Origin of the sequence: Rhizobium sp. WSM4643, from assembly GCF_025152745.1 — a bacterium.
Classification (GTDB): domain Bacteria; phylum Pseudomonadota; class Alphaproteobacteria; order Rhizobiales; family Rhizobiaceae; genus Rhizobium; species Rhizobium leguminosarum_I.
This window is the reverse complement of sequence record NZ_CP104040.1, coordinates 667,118-687,772: the sequence shown is the minus strand read 5'-3', so window position 1 is coordinate 687,772 and position 20,655 is coordinate 667,118. Positions and strand designations below refer to the sequence as shown.

20 protein-coding genes and 2 pseudogenes are annotated in these 20,655 nt (G+C 61.6%); 10 read left to right on the top strand and 12 right to left on the bottom strand.

The window, feature by feature from the left end; all coding sequences use genetic code 11:
- Positions 1-99: 99 nt before the first annotated feature.
- Positions 100-198 (top strand): annotated as a pseudogene (locus tag N1937_RS31500) (endonuclease domain-containing protein); the annotation flags it as partial.
- Positions 199-292: 94 nt separating this feature from the next.
- Here the strand turns inward: N1937_RS31500 and N1937_RS03340 are convergent.
- The 6 genes from N1937_RS03340 to coxB form a co-directional block, all read right to left on the bottom strand.
- Positions 293-1,171, bottom strand: a complete 879-nt coding sequence (locus N1937_RS03340) for a cytochrome c oxidase subunit 3 (RefSeq protein WP_017963115.1) — start codon at positions 1,169-1,171, stop codon at positions 293-295.
- Positions 1,172-1,232: 61 nt separating this feature from the next.
- Positions 1,233-1,841, bottom strand: a complete 609-nt coding sequence (locus tag N1937_RS03335; protein ID WP_260057461.1) for a cytochrome c oxidase assembly protein — start codon at positions 1,839-1,841, stop codon at positions 1,233-1,235.
- Positions 1,838-1,978, bottom strand: coding sequence for a hypothetical protein (locus N1937_RS03330; RefSeq protein ID WP_260057460.1), 141 nt, complete (start codon positions 1,976-1,978; stop codon positions 1,838-1,840). Before N1937_RS03330 ends, N1937_RS03335 begins: the two co-directional genes overlap by 4 nt.
- Positions 1,978-2,928, bottom strand: coding sequence for a heme o synthase (locus N1937_RS03325; RefSeq protein WP_162118296.1), 951 nt, complete (start codon positions 2,926-2,928; stop codon positions 1,978-1,980). Before N1937_RS03325 ends, N1937_RS03330 begins: the two co-directional genes overlap by 1 nt.
- A 67-nt stretch (positions 2,929-2,995) precedes the next feature.
- The gene (gene ctaD, locus N1937_RS03320; protein ID WP_260057459.1) at positions 2,996-4,717 is read right to left on the bottom strand and encodes a cytochrome c oxidase subunit I; all 1,722 of its coding nucleotides are present in this window, start codon (positions 4,715-4,717) and stop codon (positions 2,996-2,998) included.
- Between the two features lie 17 nt (positions 4,718-4,734).
- Positions 4,735-5,619 (bottom strand): cytochrome c oxidase subunit II, encoded by an 885-nt coding sequence (coxB, locus tag N1937_RS03315; RefSeq protein ID WP_260057458.1) that lies wholly within the window; start codon positions 5,617-5,619, stop codon positions 4,735-4,737.
- 316 nt (positions 5,620-5,935) lie between these two features.
- Between coxB and N1937_RS03310 the strand changes: the two genes are divergently transcribed.
- From N1937_RS03310 to N1937_RS03300, 3 genes are all read left to right on the top strand, one after another.
- A complete protein-coding gene (locus tag N1937_RS03310; RefSeq protein WP_260057457.1) occupies positions 5,936-6,604 on the top strand; it encodes an invasion associated locus B family protein in 669 nt (222 codons plus the stop codon).
- A gap of 368 nt (positions 6,605-6,972) precedes the next feature.
- A complete protein-coding gene (tldD, locus tag N1937_RS03305; RefSeq protein WP_260057456.1) occupies positions 6,973-8,388 on the top strand; it encodes a metalloprotease TldD in 1,416 nt (471 codons plus the stop codon).
- Between the two features lie 17 nt (positions 8,389-8,405).
- Positions 8,406-8,897 carry a GNAT family N-acetyltransferase gene (locus N1937_RS03300; RefSeq protein WP_260057455.1) on the top strand — a complete coding sequence of 164 codons (492 nt, stop codon included), beginning with the start codon at positions 8,406-8,408 and terminating at the stop codon, positions 8,895-8,897.
- Between the two features lie 102 nt (positions 8,898-8,999).
- Here the strand turns inward: N1937_RS03300 and N1937_RS03295 are convergent, their stop codons facing one another.
- Positions 9,000-9,317, bottom strand: a complete 318-nt coding sequence (locus N1937_RS03295; protein WP_170282408.1) for a MazG nucleotide pyrophosphohydrolase domain-containing protein — start codon at positions 9,315-9,317, stop codon at positions 9,000-9,002.
- Between the two features lie 83 nt (positions 9,318-9,400).
- On the bottom strand, positions 9,401-10,684 hold the full coding sequence (locus tag N1937_RS03290) for a D-alanyl-D-alanine carboxypeptidase family protein (protein WP_260057454.1): 1,284 nt from the start codon (positions 10,682-10,684) through the stop codon (positions 9,401-9,403).
- 275 nt (positions 10,685-10,959) lie between these two features.
- Between N1937_RS03290 and N1937_RS03285 the strand changes: the two genes are divergently transcribed.
- Entirely contained in the window at positions 10,960-11,997 is a 1,038-nt protein-coding gene (locus N1937_RS03285) for a polysaccharide deacetylase family protein (protein ID WP_260057453.1), read from the top strand.
- Positions 11,998-12,003: 6 nt separating this feature from the next.
- On the opposite strand, the gene pdxH is transcribed toward N1937_RS03285, so the two are convergent.
- Positions 12,004-12,624: a pyridoxamine 5'-phosphate oxidase gene (pdxH, locus tag N1937_RS03280; RefSeq protein ID WP_260057452.1), complete on the bottom strand. Its 621-nt coding sequence runs from the start codon at positions 12,622-12,624 to the stop codon at positions 12,004-12,006.
- Positions 12,625-12,689: 65 nt separating this feature from the next.
- Between pdxH and N1937_RS03275 the strand changes: the two genes are divergently transcribed.
- The 4 genes from N1937_RS03275 to N1937_RS03260 all read left to right on the top strand — a co-directional run bounded on the left by N1937_RS03275 (position 12,690) and on the right by N1937_RS03260 (position 16,233).
- On the top strand, positions 12,690-13,148 hold the full coding sequence (locus tag N1937_RS03275) for an RT0821/Lpp0805 family surface protein (RefSeq protein ID WP_017963102.1): 459 nt from the start codon (positions 12,690-12,692) through the stop codon (positions 13,146-13,148).
- 310 nt (positions 13,149-13,458) lie between these two features.
- Entirely contained in the window at positions 13,459-14,679 is a 1,221-nt protein-coding gene (locus N1937_RS03270; protein WP_260057451.1) for a J domain-containing protein, read from the top strand.
- 121 nt (positions 14,680-14,800) lie between these two features.
- On the top strand, positions 14,801-15,619 hold the full coding sequence (fabI, locus tag N1937_RS03265; RefSeq protein WP_017963100.1) for an enoyl-ACP reductase FabI: 819 nt from the start codon (positions 14,801-14,803) through the stop codon (positions 15,617-15,619).
- Positions 15,620-15,642: 23 nt separating this feature from the next.
- Positions 15,643-16,233 (top strand): histidine phosphatase family protein, encoded by a 591-nt coding sequence (locus N1937_RS03260; RefSeq protein WP_162118305.1) that lies wholly within the window; start codon positions 15,643-15,645, stop codon positions 16,231-16,233.
- 20 nt (positions 16,234-16,253) lie between these two features.
- Here the strand turns inward: N1937_RS03260 and N1937_RS03255 are convergent.
- The 3 genes and pseudogenes from N1937_RS03255 to N1937_RS03245 all read right to left on the bottom strand — a co-directional run bounded on the left by N1937_RS03255 (position 16,254) and on the right by N1937_RS03245 (position 17,090).
- Positions 16,254-16,447, bottom strand: a pseudogene (locus N1937_RS03255) (type II toxin-antitoxin system HicA family toxin).
- A gap of 4 nt (positions 16,448-16,451) precedes the next feature.
- A complete protein-coding gene (locus N1937_RS03250; RefSeq protein WP_037115447.1) occupies positions 16,452-16,694 on the bottom strand; it encodes a DUF1902 domain-containing protein in 243 nt (80 codons plus the stop codon).
- A 135-nt stretch (positions 16,695-16,829) separates the two neighbouring features.
- Complete coding sequence (locus tag N1937_RS03245) at positions 16,830-17,090, bottom strand: DUF1344 domain-containing protein (protein ID WP_003569889.1); 261 nt, start codon at positions 17,088-17,090, stop codon at positions 16,830-16,832.
- 245 nt (positions 17,091-17,335) lie between these two features.
- Here N1937_RS03245 and N1937_RS03240 point away from each other — a divergent pair, with 245 nt between their 5' ends.
- The gene (locus N1937_RS03240; RefSeq protein ID WP_260057450.1) at positions 17,336-20,515 is read left to right on the top strand and encodes a bifunctional diguanylate cyclase/phosphodiesterase; all 3,180 of its coding nucleotides are present in this window, start codon (positions 17,336-17,338) and stop codon (positions 20,513-20,515) included.
- The last annotated feature ends 140 nt before the right edge of the window (positions 20,516-20,655 follow it).

Sequence of the window (20,655 nt, the reverse complement as noted above, 5' to 3'; positions counted from 1 at the left end):
TGAGGGGGCCGGCGAAGCCGGTCTTTCCAACAATATTCATGCGGATTCGAACGCATTCGCGTCGACATAGCGGATAGTTAAGATGAGAGGGCGTGCCGTGTGGCCCCCTCATCCGACCCTTCGGGCCACCTTCTCCCCGCTGGGGAGAAGAGGAGACATGCCGGAGCCTCTCCGTTCCTCGCCCGCCCGGATGGCGCGTCCCTCTGGTCTCCGAAAAGGTGCGGGCTGTCGCGGACCCCACCAACAAAAAAGGCGGGCACCAGGCCCGCCTTTTGCTTGACTATCGTTCCGATCAGCCGGCTGCGACGGGTGCGCCCCAGCCGCCCCAGACGTAGATGCAGAAGAACAGGAACAGCCAGACGACGTCGACGAAGTGCCAGTACCAGGCGGCCGCCTCGAAGCCGAAATGCTGCTTCGGGGTGAAGTCGCCGCGCAGCGCACGGATCAGGCAGACACCCAGGAAGATCGTGCCGACGAGGACGTGGAAACCGTGGAAGCCGGTCGCCATGAAGAAGGTCGCGCCGTAGATCGAATTCTTGAAGGCGAAGGGCGCGTGGGCATATTCATAGGCCTGGACGGAGGAGAACAACACGCCGAGCAGCACCGTCAGCGTCAGGCCCTGAATCAGGCCTTTGCGGTCGTTGTGCAGCAGCGCGTGGTGCGCCCAGGTGACCGTCGTGCCCGACAGGAGCAGGATGACGGTGTTATAGATCGGCAGGTGCCAGGGATCGAGAACCTCGATGCCCTTCGGCGGCCAGACGCCGCCGGTATAGGCCAGGCGCGAGGCCTGGATCGCCTCGTTCGGAAACAGGCTGGCGTCGAAATAGGCCCAGAACCAGGCGACGAAGAACATCACTTCCGAAGCGATGAACATGATCATGCCGTAGCGCAGATGCAGCGAGACGACGCGGGTGTGGGCACCCTCATGGGCTTCCTTCACCGTATCGGCCCACCAGCCATACATCACGTAGAGCACCAGCGCGAAGCCGATATAAAAGAGCCAGGGATTGGCGAGCTCGGCACCGGCGACCTTGAACGAACCGCCGTTCAGGTAGCGCATGTAGCAGACGCCGCCGATCGCCATGAGGAAGGCGCCGAGCGAAGCGATAATCGGCCACGGGCTCGGATCGATGATGTGATAGTCGTGATTCTTCTGGTGAGCATCGGCCATGTAGCTATCCCCGGATGTCTTCCTTCACTCCGCTCCCGGCATAGCCGGAAACGAGCCTTGATCAAAGTTTCTTTTCAATCTTCTCCGCTCCACCCTCATTCGAAGCCACCGGCTTCGGACCCTCTTTCGGGTAGAACGTATATGACAGCGTAACCGTGTGGATATCCTTGGATTCCACGGCCTTGACGATTTCCGGATCGATGTAGAACACGACCGGCATGTCGAGCTTCTCGCCCGGCTTCAGGTCCGTTTCCGTAAAGCAGAAACATTGCACCTTGTTGAAATAGACGCCCGCTTCGCCGGGGGTGACGTTGAAAACCGCCTGGCCGCGCTGGGTCTCGTTCGAACGATTCTCGGCGGTGAAATTGACCTGGATCGTTTCGCCGATCTTCGGATTGACCTCGCGCTGGACCGGCTTGAATTCCCATTGCAGACCGGGGGCGACATTGGCGTCGAAGGTGACGCGCATCGTGCGGTCGAGCACGACGCTCGACACTTGGTCGACGCGCTGCGTCGTGCCGTTATAGCCGGTCACCTGGCAGAAGATGCGATAGAGCGGCACGGCGGCATAACTCATCGCGCCCATGCCGAAGACGAAGCTCAGGCACATCATCACGACGGCGCCGTTGTTGCGCCCCTGCTTCTTCGGTATACCGGCGTTGTCGCTCATCCAGCCATTCCCCCGCCGATCTTCACGATAGTGATCGCGTAGAACAGGATGACGAGGCCGGCAAGCACCAGCCCCAGCGCGACGTTGCGGTTGCGGCGCGACTTGCGCTGCTTTTCCGTAAGCTTGACCAATTCCATCAGAACCAACCTCCCGCATGCGAGACCAGCAGCAAGGCCAGCCGGTCGATCATCAAGGCGGAGAACACGGCAAAGAGATAGAAGATCGAAAAGCCGAACAGCTTCTTTGCCGGGATCATCTTCAGATCGCCGTCGGGCATGCGCCAGACGGCGATGGAACAGTATATGAAGATCGCGCCGAGGGCGGCAGCAACGAGGCCGTAGCCGAAGCTGGCGAAACCGAGGAAGGACGGCAATACCGCGCAGACGGCGGTCAGCACCGCATAAGCGACGATCTGATGCTTGGTCACCCGTTCGCCGGCGACGTTCGGCAGCATCGGCACGCCGACGGCCTCGTAATCGCGCATCTTGAAGAGCGCCAGCGCCCAGAAATGCGCCGGCGTCCAAAGGAAGATGATGAGGAAGAGAACGGTGCTCTCGATCGTCACGCTATTGGTCACGCAAGCCCAGCCGATCATCGGCGGGAAGGCGCCGGCAGCACCGCCGATGACGATGTTCTGCGGCGTCGAGCGCTTCAGCCACATGGTGTAGACGACGGCATAGAAGAAGATAGTGAAGGCGAGGATGCCGGCCGAGAGCCAGTTGACCGCAAGGCCGAGGATCACGACTGAGAAGCCTGACAGCACCAGGCCGAAGGCGAGAGCCTCCGACGGCGCGATGCGGCCGGCCGGGATCGGACGGTTGGCCGTGCGGCTCATGATGGCGTCGATATCGGCGTCATACCACATGTTCAGCGCGCCGGAGGCGCCGGCGCCGACGGCGATGCAGAGAATGGCGATCAGGCCGAGGACGGGATGGATGTGGCCCGGCGCCAGCACGAGACCGGCAAAGGCTGTGAAGACCACGAGCGACATCACTCGTGGCTTCAGCAATTCGAAATAATCGCGCGCACTCGCTTCCGACAATTCGCCGTCCTTTGCAAGCACCTCGTGATTGTCGATGACCGTCATCATTCCGTCCTGAATGTCTTACCATCAGGACGCCGTACCGCATGCGGCGTCCCGATGTCCGCGCAAATTACTTGATGCGCGGAAGCTGTTCCCACTGGTGATAGGGCGGCGGCGAAGGCAGCTGCCATTCGAGCGTCGTTGCACCCTCACCCCACGGATTGTCGCCGGCGACGCGCTTCCTGGCGAAGGCTTCGAAGACGCCGAAGAGGAAGATCAGCACACCGAAGGCCGAGATGTAGGAGCCGATCGAGGACACGTAGTTCCAGCCGGCAAAGGCATCCGGATAATCGATATAGCGGCGCGGCATGCCGGCGAGGCCGAGGAAATGCTGCGGGAAGAACACTAGGTTGACGCCGATGAACATGACCCAGAAATGCAGCTTGCCGACGAACTCGTTGTACATGTAGCCGGTCATCTTCGGGAACCAGTAGTACCAGCCGGCGAAGATCGCAAAGACGGCGCCGAGCGACAGAACGTAATGGAAGTGGGCCACGACGTAATAAGTGTCATGCAGCGACCGGTCGAGACCGGCATTGGCAAGCTGGACGCCGGTGACGCCGCCGACCGTGAACAGGAAGATGAAGCCGATCGCCCAGAGCATCGGCGTGCGGAACGAGATCGAGCCGCCCCACATCGTCGCGATCCAGGAGAAGATCTTCACGCCCGTCGGAACGGCGATGACCATCGTCGCGAAGACGAAGTAGCGCTGCGCATCGAGCGACAGGCCGACCGTGTACATGTGGTGAGCCCAGACGACGAAGCCGACGGCGCCGATCGCGACCATGGCATAGGCCATGCCGAGATAGCCGAAGATCGGCTTCTTCGAGAAAGTCGAGATGATGTGGCTGACCATGCCGAAGCCCGGCAGGATGAGGATGTAGACCTCGGGGTGACCGAAAAACCAGAACAGGTGCTGGTAGAGGATCGGGTCGCCGCCGCCTTCCGGAGAGAAGAAGGAGGTGCCGAAGTTGCGGTCGGTGAGCAACATGGTGATGCCGCCTGCCAGAACCGGCAGCGACAGCAGCAGCAGGAAGGCGGTGATCAGCACGGACCAGGCAAACAGCGGCATCTTGTGCAGCGTCATGCCGGGAGCGCGCATGTTGAGGATCGTGGTGATGAAGTTGATCGCACCGAGGATCGACGAGGCGCCGGCAATGTGGAGCGCGAAAATCGCAAGGTCGACCGCCGGTCCCGGCGTGCCGCTCGTCGCCAGCGGCGGATACATCGTCCAGCCGCCGCCCGTGCCGTAGGCGCCTGCCGGGCCTTCGACGAACATCGACAGCAGCAGCAGCGCGAAAGCGGGAACGATCAGCCAGAAGGAGATGTTGTTGAGGCGCGGGAAGGCCATATCCGGCGCGCCGATCATGATCGGCACCATCCAGTTGGCGAAACCGCCGATCATCGCCGGCATGACCATGAAGAAGATCATGATCAGCGCGTGCGCTGTGGTGAACATGTTGAACATCTGCTTGGCGCCGTCGATCGCGGCATCGCCCTCATAGCCGTAGACCATCGAGGCCAGGCCGTGGAAGATCTGGATGCCAGGTTCCTGCAGTTCCATGCGCATGGCAACCGACAGTGCGCCGCCGATGATGCCGGCAATGATCGCGAAGATCAGGTAGAGCGTGCCGATGTCCTTGTGGTTCGTCGAGAACAGCCAGCGATTGGCAAAGCTCGGCTTGTGGCCGTGATCGTGGTCGTCATGCGCGTGGTCATGATGGGCGGCGTGATCGCCATGCGTGCGATCGTGAGCATGAGAATGATCGTCGTGAGCGGAAGGTCCAGCCATTGTCCCGATCCCCTTAATTACTGTGCTTCGGCGACGTCGAGGGTCTTTGCGGGACCATCGGTTGCGGCCATGAGTGTCTTGTAGGCGCCGGGCAGGTCGCTGGCGGCTGCGGTCAGCCACTGCTTGTACTTGTCCTCGGAGACGACGCGGATGGCGATCGGCATGAACGCATGGTCCTTGCCGCAGAGTTCGGAACACTGGCCGTAGAACAGGCCTTCGCGCTCGGCCCTGAACCAGGTCTCGTTCAGGCGGCCCGGCACGGCATCGATCTTGACGCCGAAGGACGGCATGGCGAAGGCGTGGATGACGTCGGTCGGCGCCGAGGTCACGAGAACGCGGACCGTCTTGTTGACCGGCAGGACCAGCTCGTTGTCGACGGCGAGAAGTCTGGGATAGATCGACTTGTCTTCCTTGCCGGCGGCGGCGCGGTCCTGATCCTTCAAGAGGTAGGAATCGAAAGCCAGCGGGCTTTCGCCCGAACCTTCATATTCGTAGTTCCACTGCCACTGGGTGGCGGTCGCCTTGATCGTCACGTCGGGATTTTCCGGCAGCGTCAGCTGCGCGGTCAGCAGGTTGAACGAAGGAATGGCGAGAAGAAGCAGCACCAGAACCGGCCCCACGGTCCAGGCAATCTCGATCAGCGTGTTGTGGCTCGTCCTCGAGGGAACCGGGTTCGCACTGGCGCGGAACTTGAAACAGACGACGATGAGCAGGGCCAGAACGAAAAGCGTGATCGGAACGATAAACCACAGGGTATATTGTTCGAACCAGTGGATTTCCCGCATGATCGGCGTTGCCGCCGGCTGCAGCGTCGCCTGCCACGGCATGGGCTGGTCGGCATATGTGCCGGAAGCAAAAAGCAGACAGACCAGCGTGGTCAGGGCTGCATAAGCCTTCTTCATCACCTTATTATCTCCCTCGAGCGCTTGACCTGCAAAATAGAACGCAGAATCCTTGCCATCTTCAGCGCTTCAAACCACAGTTTGGCATTCGCCGCAACAGGTCAGAGCAATTGTCTATGCGGCATTTTTGCTCAAAGCATAGGCAGGCCGGAACGGCAAAACATACCAAGTTTTTCATCAGCATATGAAAAATCGGCTTTCCGGCCAATCCGCGCGCGACACATTATTTCGCAAAGGTCCAATTTCCGCCGCAGTCCCCCGGTTTTCACGGGGTGGGGCTTTTCATTTTTGGTGGGCAGCTTCAACAATAGCCGCAATGATTCGATATCCAGAGGTTTCCATGGGTTTCCGTTCCCTCGCGCAGTCGCTTCTCCTGACTGCCAGCATCGCGGCCGCAGCGGCGACGCCCGTTTTCGCACAGCAGCAACCCACCCCGTCGGAGGCCAAGCCGCCCGCTTCGGCGCCGGCGCCGACCCCTGCTCCGGCGCCGCAACAGCCGAGCGCCGCCAAACCGAATGTCGAACAGGTGACGCCCGGCCAGACGCAGCCGCCGGCGCCCGGCACGGTGAAATCCAATCACGGCGCATGGTCTGTCGTCTGCGACAAGCCGGCAGGTGCAGCGACCGAACAATGCGCGCTGATGCAGAACGTCATCGCCGAGGATCGACCGGAGGTCGGCCTTTCCGTCGTCGTCTTGAAGACGGCCGACCGCAAGTCGAAGATTCTCCGTGTGCTGGCGCCGCTCGGCGTGCTGCTGCCGAACGGCCTCGGGCTCAATGTCGATGGTAAGGATATCGGCCGCGCCTATTTCGTCCGCTGCTTCGCCGATGGCTGCTATGCCGAGGTCGTGCTCGAGGACGAGCTGCTCAAGACCTTCCGCAGCGGCGCCCAGGCAACCTTCATCGTCTTCCAGACCCCGGAGGAAGGCATCGGCATCCCCGTCGACCTCAAGGGCTTTGCCGAAGGTTTCGACGCCCTGCCGTGAGGGCAATTGGCAGCTTCCGTGGGTCCGCCCCTCATCCGGCTGCCGCCACCTTCTCCCCGTAAACGGGGCGAAGGGATATGCCGCACCCTCTCCGTCCCCCACCAGCCTCTCGCAGGGCACGTCCCCTCGCCCCGTTTTTACGGGTAGAGGGTTAGGGTGAGGGGCGGATATTTTCTCGACATTTCGAACAAATCAGCTCTCAAAGTGATTATGCAAAAAAGCCGCGTCGCCACACAGCGCAAAGCGATGGAAACGCTCCCATCCCATTAAAAAAGAATAATTCGACGGCGGGGCTTCACTCCTTATTATGTGGAGCCCTATCTAGGGAGTAAGTGCACTCCTGAACACATGCCCATTGGAGCCCTATCATGACCACCGATCTCCTGACGCTTTTCGATGCCGATGAAGCCACGATGCGCAAGCGCGTCGCCGAGGCTCTGTCCGGCGCCGATGACGGCGAACTGTTCATCGAGCATGCGCAGGCGGAAGCACTGACTTTCGACAATGGCCGGCTCAAGGGCGGCAGCTTCAACACCGAACAGGGTTTCGGCCTGCGCGCCGTTGCCGGCGAAGCTGTGGGTTATGCCCATGCCGGCGATCTCTCGGTGGCGGCGCTGAAGCGGGCGGCCGATGCCGTCGGCGCGGTGACGCGCGGCTATTCCGGCTCCTATGCGGCAGCGCCCCAGGGCACCAATAAGAAATTCTACAGCGACGAGAACCCGATCGGCCAGCCGAGCTTCGAGGAGAAGGTCAAGGTCCTGCAGGACATCGACGCCTATCTCAGGGGCAAGGACGACAAAGTGCGGCAGGTGACGGCCTCGGTCGCCGCGAGTTGGCAGGTCGTCGACATCCTGCGGGCCGACGGACATCGTGTGCGCGACATCAGGCCGATGACGCGCATCAATATCTCGGTCATGGTCGGCGAAGGCGATCGGCAGGAGAGCGGCTCCTATGGCCACGGCGGGCGCATCGGCTTCGGCGACTTCATCGCCGAGGGCAGCTGGCAATACGGCGCCGACGAGGCGCTGCGCCAGGCGCTCGTCAATCTCGAGGCGATCGATGCACCGGCGGGCACGATGGATGTCGTGCTCGGCTCGGGCTGGCCGGGCGTGATGCTGCACGAGGCTGTTGGTCATGGGCTGGAAGGCGATTTCAACCGCAAGAAGACGTCGGCATTCGCCGGGCTTCTCGGCCAGATGGTCGCCGCTCCCGGTGTCACCGTCGTCGACGACGGAACGATCGACAATCGCCGCGGCTCGATCACCATCGACGACGAGGGTACGCCGTCTGCCTACAACGTGCTGATCGAAAACGGCAAACTCGTCGGTTATATGCAGGATCGGCAGAATGCCCGGCTAATGGGCATGGCGCCCACCGGCAACGGTCGCCGCCAGGGTTATGGCCATGTGCCGATGCCGCGCATGACCAACACCTATATGCTCGGCGGCGACAAGACGCCCGAGGAGATCATCGCCTCGGTGAAGAAGGGCATCTACGCCGTCTCCTTCGGCGGCGGCCAGGTTGATATCACCTCCGGCAAGTTCGTCTTCGGCTGCACCGAGGCCTATCTGATCGAGAACGGCAAGGTCGGCGCGCCGATCAAGGGCGCCATGTTGATCGGCAACGGTCCGGATGCGATGAAGCGGGTGTCGATGATCGGCAACGACATGAAGCTCGATACCGGTATCGGCAATTGCGGCAAGGCCGGCCAATGGGTTCCCGTCGGCGTCGGCCAGCCGCATCTGCGCATGGATCAGGTGACGGTCGGCGGCACTCAGACCTGAGGCGAAAGGATTCTGTGATGGCGGACATCGAAATCAGGACCTTCACAGCCGATGACGCCGATGCCGTGCTTTCGGTGATCCTGCCGATCCAGCGCGAGGAGTTCGGCATCGACATCACCGCGGATGCGCAGCCGGATCTCCGGGTGATCCCGGATTTCTATCAGTCCGGCAAGGGACAGTTCTGGGTCGCAGTCAAGGATGGCGCCATCGTCGGCACCGTCGGGCTCAAGGATATCGGCAATAATCAGGCGGCGCTGCGCAAGATGTTCGTCTCAGCTGCGGTTCGCGGCCGCGAGCACGGCGTCGCGGCGCGGCTCCTCGATCGGCTCTTTGCCCATGCCAGGGAAGCCGGCCTTACCGATATCTTCCTCGGCACGACGGACAAGTTCGTCGCGGCGCATCGCTTCTACGAGAAGAACGGCTTTAGCGAGATTGCCAAGAGCGCCCTGCCCCGCGCCTTCCCGCTGATGGCGGTGGACAGCAAATTCTACCGCCATAAGGTCGGCTGACTTAACCTTTGGGAATATCGTGATGCGGCTGAACACCAACAGCCTCGCCTAAAGCGACTATGCCGTCGTCCGAAAACCGCCGCACGTTTTGGCCGCCCTGCATCAGCTCTTCGACATCTGCGCCGGCTGAAACAGCCACTTCCTTTCGATCGCGGCGGCAAGGTCGATATCGTTGCGTCGGGCGAAGAGCAGGAGGTGGCCGAGAACGTCGGCGGTCTCGTCGGCAAGGTCTTGCTGCATATCTTCCGGTGAACGCCCCTTTGCACGGCCGCGCCCCGTCAGCCGGTTCCAGGCCTGTGTCAGCTCGCCCATTTCCTCCTGTAGTTTCAGAAGGAACCAATCGGCATCACGCTCAATGCCGTTGGCTGCGACATGGGTGGAGGAAGAAATTTCGAACTGATCGGCGAGATGGCGCAGCATGGGCGTTCTCCTTTTGTTTATGGAGGAGACGCTGATTCCCAACAATTGTCCAGACTGGGATTACCCAGAGTGCCGGGCGGCGATCAGCCGCGATCCGGCAGCAGCATGCAGTCATAGGAGCGCTGCTTCAGCGCATCGCAGGCCGAGACGGCAGCATCCTTGCTGGCGAAACCGACGAAGCGGGCGCGATAGATCTTGTTGGCCCCCTGCCCGACCGCCTCGGTATAGGGCGAAGCGGAAAGGAGTGGCGCGCCGCCTTCCGACTTCGCCTGGGCGAGAAGCGCGCGTGCGGCGTCGGCGCTCGGAGCGGCCGAGATCTGGATCTGCCAGTCGCCATTGGTCTTCTCTGCCGATGTCTTCGGTGTCTTGCCGGCGTTCAGGATCTCGTCCATCGCGACCGGACGCTCCAGCGGCACGACGGCGTCATCGGCGTAGGCCAGGCTCTTGGCTGCGAGATCGTCGGCTTGGCGCGGAGCATTGAGCGGCACCGGAACATCCGAAGCGTCAGCGGCGGACGCGACTTCGACAGTATCTTTGGCGCCGACGCTCGCCACCAGCTTTGCGCCGCCGGAAGATGAGGCACGGCCGAGATAGCGGTCGAGCAAACCAGCCATCTTGGCGTCGCGACTGCGGGCGGTGCGACCGCCGAGCACGACGCCGACCACGCGGCGGTTGCCGTCCTTGACCGCACTGACGAGGTTGAAGCCGGAAGCGTTGGTATAACCGGTCTTGATGCCGTCCATGCCCTGATAGCGGTACATGAGATTGTTGTGGCCGCGCACGGTTCGGCCGCGGAAATTGAAGCTTGCCATCGAAAACAGCCGGTATTCGTTCGGATAATTCTTCATCAAGGCGACGGCGAGCGTCGACATGTCACGCGCCGTCGTGACCTGGCGGCCGTCCGGCAGGCCGGAGGCATTGACAAAGACGGTGCGGCTCATGCCAAGCTGGCGGGCCCTGGCCGTCATCATCCGGGCAAAACCGCTTTCCGAGCCGGCGAGCTTCTCGCCCATGGCGGAGGCGGCGTCATTGGCGGATTTGACGATCATGCCATAGACTGCCTCGCGCACGGTGATCGTGCCGCCCGCCTTGACGCCAAGCTTGGTCGGCGGCCGGGCAGCGGCGTATTTCGATATCCTGATCGGGGTGTCCCAGGCGATCTTGCCGCGCTTCAATGCCTCGAAGGTGAGATAGAGCGTCATCATCTTCGTCAGGGAGGCCGGATGGTTCAGCGTATCGGCGTTTTCAGCGGCGAGAACCTTGCCTGTGCGGGCATCGAGGATCAGCGAAGCGCTGCCGGCAAGGGCCGCAAGCGGCGCCGAAACGGCAAGCGTTACGGTCAACACAGCCGCCAAAAGCTTTCTCATGCACTTTCCCCCATATGCTGGCCCTCATCCGCTGGCCCTTCATGCGCTGGCCCCTGATGCGCAGCCCTCGATGCGGGCTTTCGGTCAGACCGGCGTTTGTGCCGTAATGTGACAGAAGCCGCAAGTTTGGCGCGACTTTGAGGCAACGCCTATCATTTTTCTAGTCTTTTCATCACCTTGGTTAACAGGAAATCAAAGAGCTGTTCCAAACTGGGATTCAGCAAGGCTTAAGCCGCACTTGCTAGTTTCCGGCAAAGGCAAGGAACGGGCGCCGCATGACGGGACAATTCAAGCGACTGGCAAAACGCGCTGCGATCGGCGCCGGGCTCGAGCTTTCCTGGCTGCTTGGCTCGGCCGGGCTGATGCGCGAAGCGCGCGGGCGCGGCGTCGTCTTCACGCTGCATCATGTCCGCCCGCACGTGCTAGAGTCCTTCGAACCGAATGCGCATCTCGAAATCACCCCGCGTTTTCTCGACGCGGCGCTGCAGCGGCTGAGGCGGCAGGGCTATCGCTTCGTGCCGCTCGATCAGGTGCCGGCGCTGCTGGCAGAGCCCGAGGGCGCACAGCCGTTTGCGGCCTTCACGCTCGACGACGGATACAGCAACAATCTGGAATATGCGCTGCCGGTGTTCGAGCGGCATCAGGCGCCGTTCACGGTGTTCGTCGCCAAGGGTTTTGCCGAGGGCTCTCACAGTATCTGGTGGGAGACGCTGGCAATCCTCTTGCGCCACGCGCCGGAAATCCGCTTCGATTTCGGCCGCGGCATGGAGCGCCTGGTGCTCGACAGCCTGCAGCAGCAATGGCATGCCTTCGACCGCTTCGCCTGGTATATCCACCGCTCCGACGAGGCGCGCGCCGTCGCCGCGATCGATCTGCTGGCGCGGGAAAACGACATCGAGCCGACGGACATCGTTCGCAAACTGGTAATGGGGCCTGGCGACTTGCATTGGCTCGCCAGCCATCCGCTCGCAGCGCTTGGCGCCCATACGATCAGCCATCGCGCGCTCGCCCGCCTGCCGGAAGCCGAAGCGCGAATCGAGATGCAGGCTTCGGCGGATTACCTCGAGGCGGTGACCGGCATCCGTCCCGAGACGATCGCCTACCCCTACGGCACGCCGGAGGCTGCGACCGCCCGCGAGGCGCGCATCGCACGCAATCTCGGCTTTACCCTCGCGGTCACCACGCAACCCGGGCTGCCGGCAGCCCGGCTCACCGGTTATCTCCCGCGCATTTCGCTCAACGGCTTCTACCAGAAGCGACGCTACGTCTCGGCGCTTGCTTCCGGCATACCGCTGAAGCTGATGGGCCGGTAAAGCCCGTTACGGATACATCCGCACCTTGTCCCATTCGCCTTCCGGTGATGGCCGGCGAAATTCGACGCGGTCATGCAGGCGGAATTTCTGGTCCTTCCAGAATTCGATCGAGGTCGGCCGGATGCGGAAGCCCGACCAGTAGGCGGGGCGCGGAATCTCGCCGATGGCATAACGCGCGGTATATTCGGCCACGGCCTTCTCCAGCGCGAAACGGCTTTCGAGCGGGCGGGACTGTTTGGAGGCCCAGGCGCCGATGCGGCTGCCGCGCGCCCGCGTCTTGAAATAGGCGTCGGCTTCGGCGTCGGTGACGATCTCGACGGGACCGCGCAGCCGCACTTGACGGCGCAGGCTTTTCCAGTGAAAGCACATGGCGGCCTTTTTCTGGCCAAGAATTTCGCGGCCTTTCTGGCTCTCGAAATTGGTGTAGAAGACGAAACCATCTTCGTCGAATCCCTTCAGGAGAACCATGCGGACATTCGGAAGACCATCTTCATCGACCGTCGCCAGCGCCACCGCATTGGGGTCGTTGGGCTCGGAGGCCTCCGCTTCTTTCAGCCATTCGGCAAAGAGCTTGAAGGGCTCGCCACTTTCGGTAAAGTCACCGCTTGTTAACTCGTTTGCCGACATATTGGTTCAAATGCCCCGGATTATTCAAAACTCGCCCAGCTTTTGATAACTGGACAGGATGCAGGGTGGAAGTCATAGCAAAGTCATCTCGCTATACAAAGGGGCTGCGGCGACGCAGCAGCGCATCCTTCGTCATCGGCGTCGCGATGTTGTCGCTTTCCGGCTGCGTCGGCGGCGGCATGGATTTCCTGAGTGACGCCAAGGTCGACCGGTCGGTGGCAACCGGCACCGTGCCGCAGACGCCGCCGAGCACGGACACGCTCTCCGACGAGATGACCGTGCGCAACGCCGTCACGTCGGCCGACGTGGAAAGGCTGGAGGGCCAGCCGCTTCCCTGGGCGAACGCATCGACCGGCAGTGCCGGCGTCATCGAAACGATCGTCGAGAACAATGAGTCCGGCCAGGTCTGCCGGCAGTTCCGCACGACCCGCCATTCCTATGTCGGCATCGCCAAATTCTACGGCAAGACCTGCCTCGTCGGCGGCGGCAACTGGCAGCTTCTGAGCTTCCAGCCGGAAAGTTGATCCGGCGGGAAAGTTGATCCGGCGGGAAAGCTGATCTGCCTCTGCATAATCAAATGTGTGACAGCGTCCTTTTGCGCGCCCGAAAAGACGGGTAGCGCCGTCGCCGACAGGTTAACGCCCGTCCACTTTCTGCCGCGTGCTTAGCAAAGAGCTAACCATTCGCCGCAAAACACCCCACATGTCTCCACAGAAATAACAAGTGATTAGCAACTCCGCCGCAGGATCGGCGTTGAGAGTGGCTGTTCCTGCCTATGTAGCGGGCGGCGCCACATACGTTTTATTGAACGGGGATGCCGGGCAAGGACGAGGCTTGCCGCATCGCAACACCGGCGGTTTTAACATGCGCGATCCTTATAAAATTCTGGGCGTCAAGCGCGACGCGGCAGTAGACGAGATCAAGGCGGCTTGGCGCAACATGGCCAAATCAGCCCATCCCGACCACAATCAGGACGATCCGACAGCAACGGCCCGATTCGCCGAGATCGGCCGCGCCTATGAAACGCTGAAGGACCCGCGCAAACGCAGCCTGTTCGACAATGCCCTGCGGATGGCCGAAGCCAAGAAGCACGAACAGACGATCATGCAGCAGCGCCAGGCCGCCCGCGAGGCGGCCGTGCGCGCCAAGGCGGCGCAGGCCAATGCCGAGCGCGTGATGGAAGAGCTGGCGCGCGCCGCCGCCCAGAAGGCTGCCGCCGACGGCTCCAGGCAACAGGCAGGTTCCGCTGAGGCGGCCGATGAGATGGTGGATCGCATTTTCGGCGCCCAGGCCCGGGCTGCCGCCGGCGGCCAAGCGCAGGGTCGCGCCCAGCAGACGCAATATCAGCAGGCCCAAAATCAGCAGACACAAAACGCCCAGGGCGACGCCGGCAAGCGCATGGATGGCGACGCCGCCGAGGCCGACACCAAGGGCGACGAGGAAGCGGGCGAAGCGGCGGCAAATGCCGCCGCCAACCTGTCGCTGCCACTCAGCATCCTGACAAATCTGGTGCGCCGTTTCACCGGCGCCAAGGACACCGGCCTCGAAAGGGCGCCGGATGAGGTGACAACGGCGACGGTCACTATCGACGACGTGTTGAAGAGCGGCTGGATCACGGCGTCATTGCCGGAGGGCCGCGAAGTCGGCTTCGCATTGCCGGCAGGCACGACCGACGGTCACGAGATCAGGCTCAAGGGACAGGGCTTCAAACTGCCGGGCATGCAGCGCGGCGACGCCGTCGTCAACATTCGCATTGCACCCGATCCGCGCTTCACGGTCGATGGTTTCGATCTGCACGCCGTGCTGCCGCTCAGCATCGAAAATGCCGTGCTCGGCACCGAGGCGCGTATCGAAGGACCGAGCGGCCCGCTGAACGTGACGATCCCGGCATGGTCGGGCTCGGACAAGACGATCCGTGTTCCCGGCCAGGGATTGCCCCGCGAAGAGGGCGGCAGAGGCGATCTCGTCGTCGAATTGCGCATTATCTTGTGGGAAAAACCCGACGACAAAATCACCGATCTCATGCGGAGCATGCGCGAAGGCCTGTTCCTATGAAATTTTTATGACATTCGCACCCTTTATTACGATCCCTAACAGTTGATGATCCCGGCCAAGCTTGAACCGATTAACGGCCTATGCCATAGGCAGGATCGATCAGAATCCTAGGGAGCGAAATATGGCTCAAGCATCCGGCCTCATGGCAGGCAAACGCGGCGTCATCATGGGTGTCGCCAACAATCGTTCGATTGCGTGGGGTATTGCCAAGGCCATTCATGCGCAGGGCGGAGAAGTTGCGCTCACCTACCAGGGCGATGCGCTGAAGAAGCGCGTCGAGCCGCTCGCCGCCGAAATCGGCGCGACGCTCGTCGGCCATTGTGACGTCGCCGACGAAGCAACCATCGACGCCGTTTTCGAAAACGTCGAAAAGCTCTGGGGCAAGATCGATTTCCTCGTGCATGCGATCGGCTTTTCCGACAAGGACGAGCTGACCGGCCGCTACGTCGACACCTCGCCCGACAATTTCACCAAGACGATGCAGATCTCCGTCTATTCCTTCACCTCGGTCGCACGCCGCGCCGAGAAGCTGATGACGGATGGCGGCGCCATGCTGACGCTGACCTATTACGGCGCCGAAAAGGTGATGCCGAACTATAACGTCATGGGTGTCGCCAAGGCCGCGCTCGAAGCCAGCGTCAAGTATCTTGCCGTCGATCTCGGCCCCCAGAACATCCGCGTCAACGCCGTTTCGGCCGGACCGATCAAGACGCTTGCCGCCTCCGGCATCGGCGATTTCCGCTATATTCTGAAGTGGAACGAATATAACGCGCCGTTGCGCCGTACCGTCACCATCGAGGAAGTCGGCGATGTCGGCCTCTATCTCCTGTCGGATCTCTCGCGCTCCGTCACCGGCGAAGTGCATCACGCCGACAGCGGCTATCATGTCATCGGCATGAAGGCGGTCGACGCGCCCGACATTTCCGTCATCAAGGACTGATTTCTCCATATGGATGCGAGACCGTGCTTATCTACGTGATCAGACACGGCCAGACCGCCTGGAATGCCGAGCGCCGCCTGCAGGGTCAGAAGGATATCCCGATGAATGCCACGGGCCTGGAACAGGCCCGGCAGAACGGCATCGCGCTTGCCGGGATTCTCGGCGACACGATCGACCAGTTCGATTTCGTCGCAAGCCCGCTCCAGCGCACGCGCGCGACGATGGAAATCATGCGCACCGCCATGGGCCTGCCGCCGCTGGCCTATCGCACCGATCCAAGGCTGGTGGAAATTTCCTTCGGCGACTGGGAAGGCTCAACGATCAAGGAGTTGAAGGCGACGCAGCGCGAGCGGGTAGCGGAGCGCAACGCCTCGAAATGGGATTTTATCCCGCCCGGCGATGATGCGGAAAGCTATGAAATCCTCTCCTGGCGCACCGGCTCTTGGCTGAACTCGGTCGATCGGCCGACGGTCTGCGTGACGCATGGCGGCGTCATCCGCACGCTGTTCCAGACGATCGCCGACCTGCCGAAAAGCACTGCTGCGGAAGGTGCGATCCCACAGGATCGGATCATCAGGATCGAAACCACGGAGCGGACGATCGTCTGGCTGTAGGCATTGCCATTGCGCCTCGATCAAAAAGCCTTCGGAAGTCCGGCCTGTTTTAGCGTTTCATTGGCCGTATGGCGGGATTTTACACCATGGTCGACCGTGAAGTGGCGGTTAGAAATCGGCTGTACCAGATTTCATGATCACCCTTTCCCGGTCGCACGTATTCGCAGCCGGCTTTCAGCAATAACTCTTTGAGTTCGCGGAGATAGCCGGCCATGCGCTCAGTAGGTCGGATTGGGGATGCGAACGAGCTGTTCGGCCATGATATGGACGGGGATTTCCGGCAGACTCGAGGTGAAGCCGTTAAGCTCGAAAAGGTCGGTTATAGCTGCCACAACTTTAGGCTCGAGGGCTTCGAGGGTGTCGGCCTCGACGGCCAGCCCTTCGATATCGTTGCTACTGGCAACCCAAACACCAGCCTCTTCATCCCAATCCGCGCGCACTATGATCGAGGCGTGCTTCATACGATCAGTCTCCATAGCGGACACGATTGTCCTACGAGGTTGCGCACCACTGTGGGCACTACGCCGACGTGGCATAGTGTACATATGTAGTGGAATGGAAGTGAATTTTATACGCCGATCTAGGCGTTACGCTGCCTATTTGACGATATCGAGATCGTTGATGACGCGCTTGCCGTCGACCTCGGTATAGAAGACGATCACCTTCACGCCGGCTTCGAGGCCGTCGAAATTGAATTCCTCGGGCGCCTGATAGGTTTTGCCGTCATCTAGGGTCAGCACGAGGTTGGCCGTGTCGACCTTCTTGATCGTCGCCTCGACATCGGCGCTCTCGGCAAAACCGCTCATCGGGGACAGGAAGCTTGCTGTTGCCAAAAGCGTGGCGACGACGAAACGCATGGCGACAATCCTTATAAGACGCTGCACGAGAAACTGACTGGCCACAGATAAGCTCCTGAATATGGCGAAAATTGCCCGGAAGAATGGCTTTCCCCGCCCAATTGATGAATAGGATTTTAAATATAATCAAGATGCCGCGTTAACCCGGGTTTTTACGCCTTTCTTCGCCTTCCCGGAATCGACGGCGGGCAATCGTAAATTAACCCGCGCGCCCTAGAGTTGCTCGTCAACATGGGGGTTTCATTTTGTTATCCAGGCTCAGCGACAGCAAGCAGTTGCGGCGCGTGTTGAAGAATAGCCGCGTCTCGTTTGTGGTTTCGTCGCTTGTCGCCCTGGTCGTCATCGTGGTCGGCTTCGGGCTCGACCAGGCCAATACTGCGTCTCATGTGCGCGAACTTCGTATCCGCACCGAAAACGAGACGAACCTGATCCGCGCCCGCGTCATGGCCGAGATCAATATGGACCTCAGCATCGTGCGCGACCTGACGAACCTGATCTCCGTCAGCACGGTAAACGGAGAGGAGATGGAGCGCCAGATCAACTGGCTGCTGATCCAGAACCCCTCTTTCATTCATATCGCCGTCGCGCCTGATTTCATCGTCCGCGACATCCACCCGCCGCAATCCGGCAATGAGCGGATCGGCCGCGACGTGCGCGAGGCTCTGTTCTTCCGCCAGGCGATGACCGGCGCGGCCGGCGACCAGTCGGCGCGCTTCTACGGCCCGATCAGCATTGACAGCCGCGACGCCTTTGCCATCTTCTTCCCGGTTTTTGTCAGGGAGAACGGCGAACGGCGGCTCTGGGGGGCGGTCGAAGTCGCCATCGACCAGACGATGTTCTACCAGGCGACCGGGCTGATGCCGGCACGCGACCGCGAGAACCGGGAACGCTATCCGCATCTCGACCATCTGTCGATCGCCATCCGCGATATCGGCGCGGCGGCCGCGACCAATGCTGCTCTGCCGGCACCGTTCTTCGGTTCGTCCGATATCGATGACAAGCATCCGATGCGCCAGAAGATCGGCTTTGCCGGCGGCAAGTGGGAGCTTTCCGCGGTCCCCAACAGCGGCTGGGACGCGATACCCGAAAACCGCACCGAGCTGCGCCTGATCATCCTTGCCGGCGGCTTCGTCATCATCGTGCCGATCTTCTTCGCGACCCTCCTGCTCGGCGAGCGCAATCGCAACATTACCGCGCTGGAGACGCGCGAGGCAAAACTGCTGGAACTGTCGCAGCGGCTCAATCTGGCGCTGGAATCCTCGAATATCGGCATCTGGGAGCTGCAGGATGATTCGAGCAGCCTGCTCTGGGACACGCGCGCCGCGGCCCTGCACGGCAAGCCGGCCGAGGAAGGAAGCTGGGCGCTCGACGAATGGCTGGCGGCTGTCCTGCCCGAGGACCGCGACATCGCCGAAGTGCATTTCTTCAGCTGCAGCATCGCCGGTGCTGCCTGCACGGCACAATACCGCATCATGCTTGCCGACGGCGGTATCCGCCACCTGCGCTCGGTCGGCGCCTTCTATACGGATGCCGGCGGCATCAGCAAGACGATCGGCATCGTCTGGGACGTGACAGCCGATGCGGAGATCACCGACAGGCTGCGCAAGGCCAAGGATATGAGCGAGGTCAAGAATGCCGAGCTGGAGCTGGCGCTTGAAGAACTCTCGAGCCGCGAGGGGCAGCTGGCCGAGCTTTCCAGCCGGCTCGACCTGGCGCTCGATTCCTATCAGTGCGGCATATGGGAAGCCCGGCCCGGCCGAGGCGGCTCGATCTGGAACGAGCGGATGCACGAGCTCTATGGGCTTGCGCCGCGCAACGGCTTCATGACCGAGGAGATCTGGCTTGGCTGCATCCACCCCGAGGATCGAGCCTTAGCGCTCGAAAGCGCACGCCACTTCAAGAAGAACGGCGATACGCACACGCTCGTCTGCCGCGTGCTGGTCGACGACGGCTCGGTGCGTTATGTGCGCTCGGTCGGCAAGGTCCACCAGACGGGGACGGGCGAGATGAAGGTCATGGGCATCGCCTTCGACGCCACCGAAGACGTGCTGATGACGATCCGGCTGAAGGCCGCCAAGGACGAGGCGGTCGCCAAGAATATCGAGCTCGAGCTTGCCAAGAACAGGATTGAGCACAACTCGCTGCACGATCCGCTGACTGCACTCGCCAACCGCCGCAAGCTCGACATCGCGCTCGAAAATCTGACCCATGACGGACGCCGAGAGCGGCAGAAATTCTCGATCCTGCATATCGATCTCGACCGCTTCAAGGACATCAACGATACGCTCGGCCATGCCGCCGGCGATGCGATGCTGGTGCACGCCTCGAAGGTGCTCGCCAAGAATGTCCGCGGCAGCGACGTCGTCGCGCGCATCGGCGGCGACGAGTTCGTCATCCTCGCCCTCGACGTCGGCGACAAGGAGATGGCGCAACTTTCGACGCGGATCATCGAGGAGATGCGCCAGCCGATCGATTTCCAGGGCTTTTCCTGCCGCTGCGGCGTGTCGATCGGCATTGCGCTCGCCAATGGCATCCATGTCGATGCGCGCAAGATGCTGATCAACGCCGATATCGCGCTCTACCGCGCCAAGAGCATGGGCCGCAACCGCTTCGAGTTCTTCAATCACAATCTCCAGGCCGATATCATCAATACCAAGCGCACCGCCGACGAGATCCTTGCCGGCATCGACAATGGCGAATTCACCGCATGGTATCAGCCGCAATTCTCGGCCCGGACGATGGAACTGACGGGCGTCGAGGCGCTGGTGCGCTGGAACCACCCGTCCAAGGGGTGGCTCGCCCCCGACAAGTTCCTGCGCATTGCCGACGAGATCAATGTCGTGCAGATGCTCGACCGGATCGTTCTGGAAACGGCGCTGCGTGACAAGGTGCGCTGGACAGCCCGTGGCATTGTGGTGCCCAAGGTCTCGGTCAATGTTTCGGCGCGGCGGCTGCATGACGGCAGCCTGTTGGAATCACTCGCCGACCTGCATATCCGTCCGGGCGAGATTTCCTTCGAACTGGTGGAATCGATCTTCCTCGACGAGAGCGAGGACGTCGTCTCGCAGAATCTCGAGCGCATCAAGGCGCTCGGCATCGATATCGAGATCGACGATTTCGGCACCGGCCATACCTCGATCGTCAGCCTGTTGAAGCTGAAGCCGAAGCGTCTGAAGATCGACCGCCAGCTGGTGCAGCCGATCGTCAATGCCTCGCAGGAGCGGGCACTCGTCAGCTCGATCATCGAAATCGCCCGCTCGCTCGGGGTCGAGACGGTGGCCGAAGGGGTGGAGACGGCGGCACATGCCGCACTGCTGCGCGATCTCGGCTGCGATATCCTGCAAGGGTATGCCTTCTCGCGGCCGCTCTCCTTCGACGACTTCACCGAGGAAGCCACCGGAACGGGGTGGCGGCTGGCGTCCTGATCGCTGCCTGCCGATCGCCCCCAGCCCTGACCCCTCCCCGCCTGTGCAGAGAGAATGGCGGCACAATGCACCGCCCGTCCATCACAACGGACGGAAACAGCATTTCCTGAGCTGCCGGTTTGGCGCAAAGAAAGGCTTTT